13 protein-coding genes are annotated in these 15,017 nt (G+C 54.4%); 8 read left to right on the forward strand and 5 right to left on the reverse strand.

The genetic code is table 11. The features are described 5' to 3' along the window. Nucleotides 1–241 precede the first annotated feature (241 nt). The 4 genes from CSQ89_RS04960 to ald all read right to left on the reverse strand — a co-directional run bounded on the left by CSQ89_RS04960 (nucleotide 242) and on the right by ald (nucleotide 5,126). The gene (locus CSQ89_RS04960) at nucleotides 242–1,675 is read right to left on the reverse strand and encodes an aspartate aminotransferase family protein (protein WP_099405079.1); all 1,434 of its coding nucleotides are present in this window, start codon (nucleotides 1,673–1,675) and stop codon (nucleotides 242–244) included. Between the two features lie 69 nt (nucleotides 1,676–1,744). Then, nucleotides 1,745–3,073 (reverse strand): glutamine synthetase family protein, encoded by a 1,329-nt coding sequence (locus CSQ89_RS04965; RefSeq protein WP_099405080.1) that lies wholly within the window; start codon nucleotides 3,071–3,073, stop codon nucleotides 1,745–1,747. A 113-nt stretch (nucleotides 3,074–3,186) separates the two neighbouring features. Next, nucleotides 3,187–3,939, reverse strand: a complete 753-nt coding sequence (locus CSQ89_RS04970; RefSeq protein WP_099405081.1) for a gamma-glutamyl-gamma-aminobutyrate hydrolase family protein — start codon at nucleotides 3,937–3,939, stop codon at nucleotides 3,187–3,189. Nucleotides 3,940–4,010: 71 nt separating this feature from the next. Beyond that, nucleotides 4,011–5,126, reverse strand: a complete 1,116-nt coding sequence (gene ald / locus CSQ89_RS04975) for an alanine dehydrogenase (RefSeq protein WP_099405082.1) — start codon at nucleotides 5,124–5,126, stop codon at nucleotides 4,011–4,013. Between the two features lie 302 nt (nucleotides 5,127–5,428). Here ald and CSQ89_RS04980 point away from each other — a divergent pair, with 302 nt between their 5' ends. The 8 genes from CSQ89_RS04980 (at nucleotide 5,429) to CSQ89_RS05015 (ending at nucleotide 14,629) form a co-directional block, all read left to right on the forward strand. Further along, nucleotides 5,429–5,998 (forward strand): cupin domain-containing protein, encoded by a 570-nt coding sequence (locus tag CSQ89_RS04980; protein ID WP_099405083.1) that lies wholly within the window; start codon nucleotides 5,429–5,431, stop codon nucleotides 5,996–5,998. A 102-nt stretch (nucleotides 5,999–6,100) separates the two neighbouring features. Continuing rightward, on the forward strand, nucleotides 6,101–7,516 hold the full coding sequence (locus CSQ89_RS04985) for an aldehyde dehydrogenase family protein (RefSeq protein ID WP_099405084.1): 1,416 nt from the start codon (nucleotides 6,101–6,103) through the stop codon (nucleotides 7,514–7,516). A gap of 411 nt (nucleotides 7,517–7,927) precedes the next feature. Then, nucleotides 7,928–8,818 carry a hypothetical protein gene (locus CSQ89_RS04990; protein WP_139022794.1) on the forward strand — a complete coding sequence of 297 codons (891 nt, stop codon included), beginning with the start codon at nucleotides 7,928–7,930 and terminating at the stop codon, nucleotides 8,816–8,818. Nucleotides 8,819–9,051: 233 nt separating this feature from the next. After that, nucleotides 9,052–9,288, forward strand: a complete 237-nt coding sequence (locus CSQ89_RS04995) for a hypothetical protein (protein ID WP_099405086.1) — start codon at nucleotides 9,052–9,054, stop codon at nucleotides 9,286–9,288. Next, the gene (locus CSQ89_RS05000) at nucleotides 9,257–9,751 is read left to right on the forward strand and encodes an arsinothricin resistance N-acetyltransferase ArsN1 family B (RefSeq protein ID WP_099405087.1); all 495 of its coding nucleotides are present in this window, start codon (nucleotides 9,257–9,259) and stop codon (nucleotides 9,749–9,751) included. Before CSQ89_RS04995 ends, CSQ89_RS05000 begins: the two co-directional genes overlap by 32 nt. Before the next feature lie 134 nt (nucleotides 9,752–9,885). Beyond that, entirely contained in the window at nucleotides 9,886–11,622 is a 1,737-nt protein-coding gene (locus CSQ89_RS05005; RefSeq protein ID WP_099405088.1) for a diguanylate cyclase, read from the forward strand. Nucleotides 11,623–11,918: 296 nt separating this feature from the next. Then, entirely contained in the window at nucleotides 11,919–13,496 is a 1,578-nt protein-coding gene (locus tag CSQ89_RS05010; protein WP_158228907.1) for an ABC transporter substrate-binding protein, read from the forward strand. Nucleotides 13,497–13,786: 290 nt separating this feature from the next. Further along, on the forward strand, nucleotides 13,787–14,629 hold the full coding sequence (locus CSQ89_RS05015) for a CPBP family intramembrane glutamic endopeptidase (protein ID WP_099405090.1): 843 nt from the start codon (nucleotides 13,787–13,789) through the stop codon (nucleotides 14,627–14,629). Between the two features lie 93 nt (nucleotides 14,630–14,722). Here CSQ89_RS05015 and CSQ89_RS05020 read toward each other — a convergent pair whose 3' ends face one another. Then, nucleotides 14,723–14,974, reverse strand: coding sequence for a hypothetical protein (locus tag CSQ89_RS05020; RefSeq protein ID WP_099405091.1), 252 nt, complete (start codon nucleotides 14,972–14,974; stop codon nucleotides 14,723–14,725). Nucleotides 14,975–15,017: the final 43 nt, after the last annotated feature.

Consider the following 15,017-nt stretch of genomic DNA (forward strand, 5'->3'; position numbering starts at 1 on the left):
TCACCTGGTCGTGGCTCACTGCACCACCTACCATCGCCGACAAGCCCGTTGCTGTCGCCGCGCCAAACGTGCTCAGCAAATAGTCGGTGTACAAATCGAGTTCTTTGTTCTTCATGGCGACAGGTTAGCGTATGCACTGCGTAACATCAGTTATTAATTATTTTTGGCATTGCGCTTAAAGACGGGCCCATCAGCGGACAGAAAGCACGGCGATAAATTGTGCCTCCGTCCAATACCTAGATCAAACCATGCCCAGATCTCGCGCTGTCAGGTCAATACAACGTGCCGCCTTCTCGACCAACTCATCGATTTCGGTCTTGTTGATCACCAAGGGCGGGCTCAACAACATACGGTCGCCAGTGGCGCGCATGATGAGATTGTTCTTAAAGCAATAATCCCGGCACTTCAAGCCAATGTCACCACCGTTGGCAAACCGCTTACGGCTGGCTTTGTCTTCAGTCAGCTGCATACCGGCCACCAGACCTGTACCTGCAATCTCACCTACCAGTGGCGAGCCCGCCAACGCGTCGCGCAAGGACTTCTGGAAATAAGGCCCGGTGTCATTCTTGACCTGGTCGATCATCCCGCCTTCACGCAGGATTTTGATATTGGCGACCGCAACGGCCGCAGCAACCGGGTGGCCCGAGTAGGTCAAGCCATGGTTGAAATCGCCCCCGGCAATCAACGCTTCCGCCACCTTTCTGCGAATCGCCACGACACCCATAGGTACATAGCCACTGGTCAACCCCTTGGCCAGGGTCATCGTGTCCGGCTCAAAACCGAAGTGCTGATGGGCAAACCATTCACCGGTACGGCCAAAGCCGCCAATCACCTCGTCGGCACACAAGAGCACATCGTACTGACGGCAAATACGTTGGATTTCCGGCCAGTAGCTTTCTGGTGGGAATATCACCCCACCCGCACCCTGGAAGGGCTCGCCGATAAAGGCCGCGACGTTTTCCGCACCCAGTTCCAGAATCTTGGCTTCCAGCTCGCGCGCGCATTTGAGGCCAAACTCGGCTGGTGTAAGGTCGCCACCCTCACCAAACCAATACGGTTGGTTGATGTGGACGATATTTGGCACCTGCGAAGGCATCTGCTCATGCATATAGTCCATGCCACCCAGCGAAGCGCCGGCAATGGTGGAGCCGTGATAGCCGTTCTTACGCGAAACGATGTAGCGCTTTTGGGGCTGCCCTACCGCTGCCCAGTATTGATGCACCACGCGCAAGACCGTGTCATTGCCTTCGGAGCCGGAATTGCAATAGAAGAAGTGCTCAAAGCCAGCCGGTGTCACTTCACTCAGCAACTTCGACAACTCGATCACAGGTGGGTGGGTCGTCTTGAAAAAGGTGTTGTAGAACGGCAATTCCAACATCTGCTTGTACGCCACCTCGGCGATTTCGCGGCGGCCATAGCCGATGTTGACGCACCATAAGCCTGCCATGCCGTCGATGATCTTGTTGCCGTCCGAATCCCACAGGTACACACCTTCAGCCTTGGTGATCACCCGGCTGCCTTGTTTGTTCAGCGCACCCATATCACTGAATGGATGCAGATGGTGGGCGGCATCCAGCTGTTGGTATTCCTTCGTGCTACGCGCAGCAAACACGCTACCACCAGCCTTGTGCGCCTCCACGTAAATAGCGGGGCGATTGTCAAACACATTGCTCATGAGATTCTCCGTACCAGCTGATTGTGACAGCGAGGGATGACTGAAAAGGGATAGGTAGCAGGGCGCGCTTTATACATTAAGCAGCAGGTGACTGCGTTCCCATGAACTAATCACGCGGAAGAAAGTGTCGTACTCCTTCTCCTTCACCGCGCAGAAAGCATGGACAAAGTCAGCACCGAATACGTCGGCAATGTCCGCCGAATCGCGCATGGCTTCAATGGCGTCTTCCAGATGGCGTGGCAAATCGTAATCCAGGTCATATCCGCTGGTGCTCATCGGCGCGGTGGGCTTGAGCCCTTTGATCATGCCCAGATAACCGCAGGCCAGGGTTGCCGCCATGGCGAGGTAAGGGTTCACATCCACGCCCGGTACGCGGTTTTCCACCCGACGTGCCTCCGGCCCGGAGTTCGGTATGCGGATACCCACCGTACGATTGTCGTAACCCCATTGCAGATTAATCGGCGCCGCCGTGAAGCGCGACAACCGACGATAGCTGTTCACAAACGGGGCCATGATCGGCATCACGGCCGGCATATAGCGCTGCAAGCCCGCGATGTAGCTGAGAAATAGGTCGGATGGGCCGCCATCTGCATTCGAGAAGACATTCTCGCCCTGCATGTCCACAACGCTCTGGTGAATATGCATGGCGCTGCCTGGCTCTTCCTGCATGGGTTTGGCCATGAAGGTAGCGTAGATATTGTGTCGCAGCGCCGTCTCGCGCACCACGCGCTTGAAAAGGAAAACCCGGTCGGCCAGGTCGAGCGCATCACCATGGACGAAATTGATCTCCATCTGGCCCGCGCCGACTTCATGGATCAGCGTGTCAACATCCAGCCGCATGACATCGCTGTACTCGTATACATCTTCGAAATACGGGTCGAATTCATTCACCGCATCGATGCTATAGCTCATTCGGCCTGTTTCAGCCCGGCCAGTACGGCCGATGGGCGGCTTGAGCGGAATGTCGGGGTCGATGTTGCGCTCGACCAGATAGAACTCCAGCTCGGGTGCCACAACGGGCTTCCAACCACGCGCTTCAAACAGCTTAAGGACCTTACGCAATACATAGCGCGGCGAAATTTCCACCGGGCTGCCGTCGAAATTCACGCAGTCATGAATCACCAAGGCAGTGGGGTCTGGCGCCCATGGCACCATGCGCACGGTATTGAGGTCCGGCACGCAGATAATGTCCGGGTCGGTCGGGCCGGTGATATTGTCATCATCGGGCCAGTCGCCGGTGACGGTCTGGATCAGTACCGCCTTGGGCAGGCGCATGTTGGCGGAGTTGAATTGGCTCTTGGGCAGGATCTTGCCACGCGCCACGCCGGTCATATCAGGAACGACGCACTCAACTTCGGTAATACCATTCTCACGGAAAAAGTCTTGGAACTGATTCATGCTGTTTTTCGCCGCAATGCGGCGAACCTCCGGTTGTGAACGAACACAGCAAGGTGGGAAAGCGCGGCGAGGCGGATTCCTCGTCGCTTTCCGACCTTGGGTTAGTCGCTAGACTAACGGCTCGCTTGATACCGCCGGCAATCGTCACCAAAGGCCTTGAACAGGCTTTCAGAAAGTGGATTGCTGGCATATTGCCACTCGGGGTGCCATTGCACCGCAAGCGCAAAGGCTTTGGCGTCTTGCACAGAAAACGCTTCAACCAAGCCATCCGGCGCAATCGCCTCGGCTATGAGGCCCGCGCCCAGGCGTTCAACGCCCTGGTTATGGATGGAGTTGACTTGATACATCTGCAATCCACTGGTGCGTTGAATCAAGCCACCTTGGGTGAATTGCACAAGGTGCGCCGGCCCATACTGGACGTCCAGGCTGGCATCGCTGTCTTCACGGTGATCAATCATGCCCGGTGTTTCATGCACTTTTTGCAGCAGCGAACCGCCAAACACCACATTCATTTCCTGAAAGCCACGGCAAATCGCGAACACCGGCATGCCCCGGGCTACGGCGGCTTTCATCAACGGCATGGCGGTCTGGTCGCGCGCTGCATCCAGTTGCTGCCCTTCAGGCAAAGTGGGGCCGTTGTAATGCTTGGGGTCCACCATCGATACACTGCCCGTAAACAGCAGGCCATCGACGCAATCCAGTATCGCATCAGCTTCCTGCAAGTCCCCCAGCGCCGGCACCAGCATCACCAGACAATCCGCTCCCCCGATCACGGCAGTAATGTATTTCTCGCCCACACAATGGAAGGGATGCAGACCCAACTGCTTACGATCCGCCACCAGGGCGACCAGCGGTTTGCGTTTCATGCTCTCATCACCTTGTTCAGCACGCCCTCGGTCTTCAGCACCAAGCGCGTGCACTGCTTCAGTTGATCAAATTAGCCCAGCAAGGCCTCTGCCGGCACATAGGCATAGCCGAGATCATTGGCTACGGCCTCGTAAGTGATCTTGCCATTGCAGACATTCAAACCATTCTTCAAATGTACATCGTCCTTCATCGCCTGCTGCCAGCCCTTGTTGGCAATCGCCACCGCGTGCACCAGCGTGGCATTGGTCAGGGCGATGGTAGAAGTACGAGCCACACCGCCGGGCATATTGGCAACGCAGTAATGCGTCACGCCGTCCACCACGTAGGTGGGTTCCTGATGAGTCGTCGCACGCGAGGTTTCGAAGCAGCCGCCCTGGTCAATCGCCACGTCCACCAGCACAGAGCCTGGCTTCATCAACTTCAGCATGGCTTTGCTGACCAGCTTCGGTGCTGCCGCGCCGGGAATCAGCACCGCGCCAATCACCGCATCGGCCTGCTTGAGTTCGCTCTCAATGGCATCCTGTGTGGAATAAAGGGTCTTGATCCGCCCGCCAAAGGTCTCATCAATTTCCTTGAGGCGCGGTAAAGACCGGTCCAACAGCGTGACATCGGCTCCAAAACCCGCCGCCATACGCGCGGCATGGGTGCCGACAACGCCACCGCCAATCACGGTGACGTGGCCGGGCGACACGCCCGGTACACCACCCAACAGCACGCCGGAACCACCTGCTGATTTTTCCAGACAACGCGCAGCCGCCTGAATCGCCATCCGCCCTGCTACTTCCGACATGGGCGCCAGAAGGGGCAATCCACCACGACCATCCGTCACGGTTTCATAGGCAATCGCGACACAGCCGCTCTTTACCAAGGCAGCGGTTTGTTCAGGATCCGGCGCGAGATGCAGGTAGGTATACAGGATCTGGCCGGCACGCAGCATGGCGCACTCCACCGGCTGGGGCTCCTTGACCTTGATGATCATGTCCGCGCGTTTGAAGATTTCTTCCGCTGCCGCCACGATTTGCGCCCCGGCGGCAACATACTGCTCGTCCGGGAAGCCGATCGCCGTACCGGCATTGGCCTGCACCAGGATATCGTGGCCGTTACGCTTGAGTTCCTTGACGCCGGCGGGTGTCAGGCCCACTCGGTATTCATGGTTCTTAATTTCCTTGGGTACGCCGATCAGCATGCTGTTGTCTCCGTTATATATATTTGATTGCTTGTGGCGCTGGATAGGGCTTGCGACACCATTCATTTCCGCACTTACGCGTCAAACATTCTCAACGCGCCGTCGCAGTACAATGTCAAACATATTAAACACCAGCCCTCAAACACCACACAAGCAAGTTCGGTTGTGCGCCGCAATAAGCCTAATATCAATGACTTCGTGCTATATCATGCTTGTTAGAGAATATATGGCCGTATAATTTCCCCTTACAGGGTGTTCACAATTTTGGACACTTTCGATAGGTACCCAGCAAGGAAAAGACCATGACACGGGAAGTCAGCACCCGGCTCAAACTGGTTCGTGAAAAGCACGCGCTGTCGCAACGCGAACTGGCCAAGCGTGCCGGGGTGACGAACAGCACCATCTCGCTGATTGAGCAGAATCGGGTAAGTCCGTCGATCTCTTCCTTGAAAAAGGTACTGGATGGCGTGCCAATGAGCCTGGCAGAGTTCTTTACATTTGACATAGAAGAACCCGCCCGCCCATCACCGTTCTTCGAACGTGAACAGATGCCAGATATTGGTGGCGAAGGCGTCAGCCTGTTCTTGTTGGGCCATGGAGTGCACAATCGTCACATCACCATGCTGCACGAAGTCTATGAACCAGGTTCGGATACCGGAGCCGAAATGCTAAGCCATGCAGGCCAGGAAGTCGGCATGGTGATTCGGGGTGAAATCGAGCTGACGGTTGCCGAGCAAACCCGTGTACTGGTTTCCGGCGAGGGTTATTACTTTGACTCGACATTGCCGCACCGATTCCGCAACCTGGGCCAACAACAGGCCGAGATCATCAGTGCCAGCTTGGTCAGCCCCAACGCAGCGCCTATTTTTTAGGTTTAGATGAAATAAAGTTTACTGATAACCACTAGAGCCAAAAGGCCCATACGCCTATTTCGCCCCCGCCCCACCATAACAAACGCTTTGGAGAGCGCACTCATGCAACGCTTCGACAAATTATTTATCAATGGCGAATGGGTCGCCCCACACGGCAGTGGCTACACCACCGTGTTCAACCCCGCCACGGAGGAAGGTTTCGCCCAGGTCTGCAATGCGGATCTGGATGACGTCAACGCAGCCTTCGCCGCTGCTCGCGCCGCTTTTCCAAGGTGGTCCGCCACCAGCGCCGCAGAGCGCGCCGATTGGATACGCAAGCTGCATGTTGCATTGGAGAAACGTAAGGAAGACTTGGCGCAGGCGATTACCCAATCGATGGGTTGTCCGCTCGAAATCGCCAAGATCATCCAGGTAAACTGCGTGAAAGCCCTCGAAAAATTCGCGGGGCGCGCCTATGAGATGGAAGTCGAGAAACGGGTAAACAATTCCCTCGTGGTACGCGAAGCCGTGGGCGTATGCGCATTCATCACGCCGTGGAACTACCCCCTGTACCAATTGATCGGCAAGGTTGCCCCTGCCTTGGCCACCGGTTGCACCATGGTCATCAAACCTTCCTCCATTACCCCATTGCAAGACATCATCTTTGCCGAGGTCGTCGCCGACATCGGCTTACCCAAGGGGGTATTCAACCTTATTACCGGCAAGGGGGGCGTACTGGGCGATGCGATGGTCACGCATCCTGAAGTGGACATGGTCTCCTTCACGGGCTCCACCGCCACCGGCAAACGTATCCAGACATTGGCGGCAGATAGCGTCAAACGTGTGTGCCTGGAATTAGGTGGCAAATCACCCTTCATCATTACTGAAAACGCACCGTTGGAGCAGGCTGTCAGCTTTGGCGTCAAGGATGTGATGATCAATACCGGCCAAACCTGCATCGCCCTGACGCGTATGTTGGTGCCTGCCAGCAAATATGAAGAAGCCACGCAAATTGCCAAGCAGGTGGCGGAAAGCCTCAAGGTGGGCGACCCGTTCGACAAGGACACCTATGTCGGCCCTATGAGTTCGATGAGTCAGCGCGAAACCGTGCTCAAGTACATTCAACAAGGGCTGGATGAAGGCGCCAAGCTGGTTACTGGTGGCCTTGAGCGCCCTACGGGCCTGAACCACGGCGCTTATGTAAAGCCGACCATCTTCCGCGATGTGCATAACAAGATGACGATTGCCCAGGAAGAAATTTTCGGCCCAGTGATTTGCATGATTCCATATAACAGCCTTGACGAAGCCATCGCCATCGCCAACGACAGCATCTACGGACTATCGAGCGGGGTTTGGGCAGGCACCCAAGAAGAAGCCATCCGCATCGCCCGCCAGATTCGCGCTGGCGGCTGCTACGTGAATGGAGGCGACTTCAATTACGATGCACCATTGGGCGGTTACAAGCAGTCTGGCAACGGCCGCGAGTGGGGTGAGTTTGGTATCCATGAGTTTTACGAGATCAAGTCGATGCAGTTGTAAGAATCCGCCTAAAGTATCGCGAGCTAGACAAGAAAAGGCGAAAACAGCCGAGGAAGCGGCGTTTACAAGTGGTAAACGCGCATTCTGAGGGCATTTTCAACGCCGCATTGCTGACGCACAGCAGACTTTTAGACAGGTTCTGAAGCTTCTTTCGCGTTTCTCACTCGACATGGGCAGGCCATACCGGTCTGCCCTTTTTGCATGTTTCCGACACCCTATGCAGCAGGCACAACGATAGCTGAGTGTAATGGCATCACCCTCTAGCAAGACCGCGCAACAGTGTTTACAGTCGCGACGCGTCGGCAGTGCCAAAGCAGACTTCCAATTCCAGGGAACAAATCATTCTGCTCTCCATCACAACGCGGTAATCATTCAACTTTATATATTCTTTCCCGTATTTCGGAACTTCCCTTGACCACTAGTTCGATCTCCCTGGGCCAACATCTGCCCGCTACTATGACCCAGACCCGCTTTCAGCCGGTCTGGCGCATGGGTGGCTGGCGCGACCAGGATATTGAAATTTCCATCCAGCGGAAGACGTTGATTGCCCTGGTTGCCACACTGTTGCTGCATTTGCTGTTGATATATGTTTTTACCCGCCCCCCCCCCCACGTGGGAGAAACCACGGCACCGGCAAGTCAGGCTCCATTGCAGTTAGAGATGAACCTGCAGGACAAGCCAACGGCAAAACCCCAGGTACCCGACCCCGTCAAGGTAGAGGTCTTACCACAACCCAAACATGCGATTACGCCCACGCCTTCTAAGCCGCGTGATGAGGAACCTGCTGAGATAGTGCCGGTGCCACGCCCGCTTGAATTGCCTCCCACACAGGTAACCAAGCCGCTTGATCTGACACCACCACCAGCCACAGACCTGAGCAGCTATATGCAGGCCATGCGAGAAAAACGCCAAGCGGCAGAACAGCAAGCCAGCGGGTACGCGCCCCCACCAGCCTCGGCCGAAGAGCAACGCATGGCCAATATCAGCCGTAATTTGCAACGGCCCGGTACCAATGGGGTATTTCAGATCGTCAGCAAAGGCACGCTCAGCGCTCAATTCATGTTCCGTGGCTGGACGGGCGATAGCAGCCGTGCCCGTAGTGAAATATTCGATGTATCAGTCTCCCCTGGTGGCGACCTCGAACGCGCAATGATCAGACGCATGATCGCCATCATTCGCACTCACTACAGCGGCGACTTCAACTGGGAGTCGCAACGACTCAATCGGGTGATCGTGCTATCGGCCCGGCAGGAAGATGGCGCGGGTCTGGAAGACTTTCTATTGCGCGAGTTCTTCGGCTAGCGGCACTGATTTGGTGCAGCCCATGAATGGTCGGTCGAGCACTCACGCCGTAATCCTTTGAATTCATTAACGCGGTCTCTTCAGGCACAGCATTTGCGTAGCCAGGATGAACACCATACGACTTGCGCTGTAAAGCAACGGCATATCGCGCCCCATCTGGTTGATCAGACTGCCGGCTTTCTATTGCAAACAAGTCCTATCGCCCCGCCCATCCCAATTGATGTCGACAAGCAATGGCCAAACCTATCCTTATCGAAGCTGTTACCGCCCAGGATGGTGCACAACGTGTATCAGCGCTCATTACGCTACTCACCAATGCCGTAGAGAACGGAGCCAGTCTCGGCTTTCTCGCACCAATTCACCATGATGCAGCCCAGCATTACTGGGCTGATGTTCTGGGCATAACATCAACAATGAAACCGGAAGGCAACCTGCACTATGTCACCCACCCTACGCGACGCCACGGCTGACGATGCAGCCGCTATTGCAGCTATCTACAACCCTTATGTACTGGAAACAGTCATCAGTTTTGAAGAAAGCCCAATCCAACCGGTGGATATCGCCCGCGGGATCACCAAAATCAAATCGGATGGCCTACCCTGGCTAGTTGCCGAGCACGATGGACAAAAACTGGGCTACGCCTATGCAAGTCCTTGGCGATCCAGACCAGCCTATCGCCACTCGGTGGAAAGCTCGGTCTACCTGGCACCCCAGGCACAACGGTTAGGTATAGGAGAACGCCTCTACCTTGCCTTGATCGAACAACTGAGAAAGGTTGGCAAACATACCGTCATTGGTGGCATAGCCCTGCCCAATGCAGCCAGCGTGGCATTGCACGAAAAATTGGGCTTTAGGCAAATGGCGTTGTTTGAACAAACTGGCTATAAATTTGGCCGCTGGATAGATACCGGTTATTGGCAACTCTTGTTATAAGGCCTTGCTGTGACAGCAGCCACCCGTAGCAAAGCCACCTGCCATATCTTGCAAAACGTCTCTCTGGGTTGCGCTTCGCGTGACTAAGGCACTAGGCTGAAGCTGCACCCGCACAGACACCGCAGGAACCGACAGTGCTGCGACTGCTTGCCCTTCTGCTATTGGTCTTACAGAGCTGCTCCCTATGGGCAGCCGCCACGCCGACGCCTGTCCGCCTGACCACTGCTGCCGAAGGCCAGTATTTCAATGGCCGACTCCAGTTGTTGGTCGATACGACAAGCAAGATGACACTGGATGACGTACAGCATGCGCCAGCAAGCGCTTTCACCCTACCCTCCGGCCCCATCCAGTACACCTATGATCCAAGCGCGTATTGGCTCCGCCTTACTGTGCAAGGCAGCCCCGAACACGACTGGGTGCTGGAATTGACATCGGTGGCTATTGCCGAAGCATCGTTCTACGGCCCCATCGACGCAAATGGCCGTAGCCATGCCGACCCCGTCGATATTGGCTACAAACGGCCTTATGCCAATCGACAGCTGGCATCAGAGAACACCGTATTCCGCTTTCACCTGCCTACAGCCGAACCCTATACCCTTTATCTTAAATTGCAGTCCGAGCTGCCTCAGCAATACCAACCCCGCATCCGGGAGCTGGGGGAATACACCGTGGCGGTGCGTACACGCCAATTGATTGATGGCATCTGCTACGGCGCGCTGCTGGCCATGTTGCTGTACAACCTGATGCTGCTGAATATCATGCGTGACCGTACCTATATCTGGTACGTGCTTACCGTTGCTTTCGCCGCCATCAGCATCTCTGGCTACAACGGGCATTTGGCCCACTACGTCATTTCTGACTCACCCGCACTGCTAATGCGCAGCTACAACGGCGCGCCCGTGTTATGGGCGATATTCACCATGCTGTTCAGCCGTGATTTTCTCAGCATGGCCAAATACACGCCCAAGCTTTATCTCAGTACCCATGCAATGCTCGCCTTGCTGCTTGTGGCCTTTGGCGCTGCCATGGTAGAAAATGTTTCGCTGGCTCAAGGCATGACTGAATTGGTCGCGGCAGTGTCCGCCATCATCCTGATCACCGCCGCGATATTCACCCTGCGCCAGGGCTTTCACCCTGCGCGTTGGTACCTGTTTGGCCAGCTCACGTTGCATGTCTCCGCCATTATCGTCATTGCCGACAATCGTAACCTCATCAGCTGGCCCTGGATGCGCAGCTATGGCCTTCAAGTCGGCGCGGCGCTTGAAGTCGTGATCTTCGCCCTCGCCATGGGTAGCCGTATGCGCATGATGCAACTGAAGAACCGTGAATTGCGCGCCCGCACCCATGTGCTGACCGCCGCAGCAGAAACCGACTCGCTGACGGGTGTAGCCAACCGAGCGGGCTTGGTGGCGCGCACCACCCGGCTGCTGGACACCGGTCAACACGCCATCATCCTGATCGACCTGAACCGGTTCAAACCAGTAAATGACCAGTTTGGCCACGATGCCGGCGACAAGGTATTGATTGAGATTGCGCGCCGACTGGAGGAGCAGGTGCGCGATAGCGATGTGGTAGCACGTATTGGAGGGGACGAGTTTGTGGTGGTGTTGAGCAACCAGCACGAACGCAACATCATTTCGAGCATCGCCGTACGATTGGTCGACCGTATCGCCATGCCGATCACAGTCGATCATCGTCAACTGGAAGTGGGCAGCAGCCTGGGCATTGCGCTCTGCCCTGAACACAGCAGAAAGCTGGATGAGCTGCTCAAGGCGGCCGACAAAGCCATGTACCTCGTCAAAGGCAGCGAACATGCCGGCTTTGCATTCGCAGATGAAACACTCCCCAAGCCCGATTCCGTATTGAACTAGCGTGGTAAACACACTGCAGCCAGCCACCAATACGTGTACCTTGCTGGACAGTCGCCGCGCTAAACGCCAGCATGACCAGACTCAGGCGCAATCCCAAATTTGTCAGCCTGATCAACCCGTATTGTGCCGGCAGGCCAACACCAGCCTGGCACTGCCAAAAAAAGGTTGTTTGCGCCAATCATGACGCGGTTAGCATCCAACATAGTGTCATGCTCACGCCCATAGGTTGTACCCTATGCGCAGGGCTTGCCATCTATCGTTCGCTGCATTACGCAAACAGCCCAGGAAGCCCCTCCATGCCACGCCTACCTTTGTTGTTGCTTGCTCTCGCCACCGGTTCTGCTATCGCTGCAAAGCCACTCGTTATCTGCGCAGATGCCGACCCCGATGGCTTTGACCCTGCCCAAAGCGCCAATAACGCCACCCACCAGGCGTCAGCCACCAAGATCTACAACAACCTGATCGAATACGAACCTGGCCCGTTCAAATTCAGCCCTAGTCTGGCCCAGCAATGGACGATCTCGGCCGATGGCCTCGTCTATACCTTCCAGCTACGTCACGGCGTGAAGTGGCAACACAATGAGCATTTCAAACCCACCCGCGATTTCAATGCCGACGATGTACTGTGGACCATCCAACGCCAAATCCAGCCCGACCATCCTGGCGCCAAAGCAGCACCGGCGGGGTTTCCTTATGCCAATGCAGGCGACTGGAAGAACCTGTTTAAGACAGTGGAAAAAATCGACGATTACACGGTGAAGCTCACGCTGAACAAACCGTACTCTCCATTGCTAGAGCGCTTTGCCCACCCAGCCTTCGCCATCGTTTCTGCCGAATATGGCCAACAACTGAACCACGCGGGCACGCCCAATCTCATCAGCAGCCAACCCATTGGCACCGGCCCCTATATGCTGAAAAAGTACGATAAGGGCGCGCAGGCACGGTATGAGGCCAATCCTAACTACTGGCGCAACAAACCAGCCATCGACAAGCTGATCCTGGCTATCGTCACCGACCCCGCGGTACGCACGCAGAAGCTTCTGGCTGGCGAATGCCATCTGGCCGACACCATCAAGCCTCAAGACCTGCCCAAGTTCGATCACAACCCGAAGTTTGTGGCTACGCCATTACGCATGCAGTCCAGCGCACAGCTCTTTTTCAACGTGGGCAAAAAGCCGTTTGACGACAAACGTGTACGGCAAGCGCTATCGATGGTGATCGACCGCCAAGCGATTGTAAAAAGTGTGTTCGATGGCCGCGCAGAAGTCGCTGCCATGCCCTATTCACCACGCAGCCTATGGGGAGTTGAGTTGGTGAAGCCGGTCGCTCCCGATCTGCCCAAAGCCAAGAAACTACTCACCGAGGCTGGCTACCCAACCGGGTTTGAAGCAGAGATGTGGGTGCGCCCCGGTGGATCAGCTACCAATCCGAATTTCCGCCTTACCGCTGAACTCATCCAGTCGGATTGGGCCAAGCTGGGCGTGAAACTGAACCTCGTCAACGTTGAATGGGTCAGCCTGGTAAAAAAAGCACGTGCAGGCGAAGCGCCTTCGCTGCTGAGCGGCTGGAGCGGCACGCTTGACCCTGACGGTTTCTACAGCAACGTCGCCAGTTGCGATGCCGCCGCCAACGGCTATAACTTCGCCCAGTGGTGCAACAACCCAGCCGACGCCGCGCTCGACACTGCCCGGGTCGCCACCACGCAGGCAGCACGAGCCAAATCCTATATCGAAGTACAGAAAATCCTGGCTGACGAAGTCCCTTTTACCACCCTCGCCTACGCGTTACCCGTCGTTATCCACGACCGTAAACTGCTGGGTGTGGAACCTACGCCGAATGACAGTTTTAAGGTGGAGCGGCTGCATTGGAAGTAAGAAAGCCAGGGAAGAAATAAGCCTTAGAATTAGAGGTAGGATAAGCACACCTCATAACATTGCTTGGCAAGCTTTATACCGCCAAGCTTGCTTACCACCTATCCGCAGACCTTTACTTTTACAGCTTATTGGGCTCGCCAATCCATTTCTTTATGTTATTATTCGATGAATTATTAAATACTAACTTTATGATTAAATAGGAAAATTTTCCCACAAAAATATTATTAACTTAACCAGGTTAATTCTAGTTAAATTTCAATTCCATCTCAATAGAAATAAAAGTTACTTTGATGCAAAAAAACGAAACCTTTCCCACTGCGCTTGAAGCAATTTTTCTCATAATATTTCTCTTTATAATAGAATATCTACTTGGTGCGCTTTTTTATGACTTTCGCAGTAGCATCGACATTGACATACAACAAACCCAAGGGGTTATTTCCTTATTAGGAAATGGTGTGATTTTCTGCGCTTTACTTTACTATAAGAATATGAGCTATGGCTCTCTATTTCATTTTTCAAAAAACTCACCATTATTAACAACAGGACTGCTGATACTACCAATCTCGCTTACCGTACCTGCATTAACGCTTTTTATGTGGACAAGTGATACGCTATTAACCTCTCTCTTCCCACCTTCGGAATGGTTTACCGCGTCCTATCATCGTATGATGTCGAATGGCGTGATATCGATAATCACTGTATGCATTCTAGCTCCCATACTTGAAGAAATGCTTTTCAGAGGCATTATCTTGCGCAGTTTTTTATATCAATATCGCAAGTGGCCTGCCATTATTGGTTCATCTTTTATATTTGGCTTCGCTCACTTAAATATTTATCAATTTGTTGTTGGCGTTGTTATAGGGAGTATCTTAGGGTGGCTATATGAACGTACGCACTCTTTATATCCCGGTATTTTTCTTCATAGTCTCTACAATTCCGTTTGTATGTATTTATATTACACATTCTATAGTGAAGATCTCAGCTATTCGTGGGAACCATCCACACTACATTGGGTGACTGCGTTCATCTTTGCATTTATTGGTACTTCTCTACTTAGGCGTCTCCTGTCTTCGCCCAAGGCAGCAACTATCCTGACGCTCTCGAGTGATAACAACCCTGATAAGAAAATGTGATACGAAGGGAGAATATCAGCTGGGTATAAACAGGCTGATTCTCCCTAATCTCATCAAAGCAACATTAAAACGAAACGGAGTCCGCACTATCTCCTAATTTCGGGGGTATCCGCTATCCGTCATGCTCCCCGTCAAATACACCACGCTTTTCCGCCCTGCTACCAATAGGCGATTAAGCTCGCGTTGCCATTCCTCTTGCACTGCCGGTTGAATCACCTCACCAGTCGATTGGGGTACCAGCAACAGGAAATGCCAGCTGTCTTGCGTTTCATCGCTATCCTGGTCATCCCATACCAACACACGGCGACCACTGCCGTTGAGGCCAGCCCCCCCAGTATCCTGCATCAATAGGATTTCATTTTGCGTTTGGTTGGCAGTATTCGCTACG

Origin of the sequence: Chitinimonas sp. BJB300, from assembly GCF_002735695.1 — a bacterium.
In the GTDB taxonomy this organism is placed as follows: domain Bacteria; phylum Pseudomonadota; class Gammaproteobacteria; order Burkholderiales; family Chitinimonadaceae; genus Chitinimonas.

Excerpts from the sequence above, each read along its gene's own strand:
- CSQ89_RS04960 (WP_099405079.1), bottom strand. The coding sequence starts at position 1,675 with ATGAGCAATGTGTTTGACAATCGCCCCGCTATTTACGTGGAGGCGCAC.
- CSQ89_RS04965 (WP_099405080.1), bottom strand. The coding sequence starts at position 3,073 with ATGAATCAGTTCCAAGACTTTTTCCGTGAGAATGGTATTACCGAAGTT.
- CSQ89_RS04970 (WP_099405081.1), bottom strand. The coding sequence starts at position 3,939 with ATGAAACGCAAACCGCTGGTCGCCCTGGTGGCGGATCGTAAGCAGTTG.
- ald (WP_099405082.1), bottom strand. The coding sequence starts at position 5,126 with ATGCTGATCGGCGTACCCAAGGAAATTAAGAACCATGAATACCGAGTG.
- CSQ89_RS04980 (WP_099405083.1), top strand. The coding sequence starts at position 5,429 with ATGACACGGGAAGTCAGCACCCGGCTCAAACTGGTTCGTGAAAAGCAC.
- CSQ89_RS04985 (WP_099405084.1), top strand. The coding sequence starts at position 6,101 with ATGCAACGCTTCGACAAATTATTTATCAATGGCGAATGGGTCGCCCCA.
- CSQ89_RS04995 (WP_099405086.1), top strand. The coding sequence starts at position 9,052 with ATGGCCAAACCTATCCTTATCGAAGCTGTTACCGCCCAGGATGGTGCA.
- CSQ89_RS05000 (WP_099405087.1), top strand. The coding sequence starts at position 9,257 with ATGTCACCCACCCTACGCGACGCCACGGCTGACGATGCAGCCGCTATT.
- CSQ89_RS05010 (WP_158228907.1), top strand. The coding sequence starts at position 11,919 with ATGCCACGCCTACCTTTGTTGTTGCTTGCTCTCGCCACCGGTTCTGCT.
- CSQ89_RS05015 (WP_099405090.1), top strand. The coding sequence starts at position 13,787 with ATGCAAAAAAACGAAACCTTTCCCACTGCGCTTGAAGCAATTTTTCTC.
- CSQ89_RS05020 (WP_099405091.1), bottom strand. The coding sequence starts at position 14,974 with ATGCAGGATACTGGGGGGGCTGGCCTCAACGGCAGTGGTCGCCGTGTG.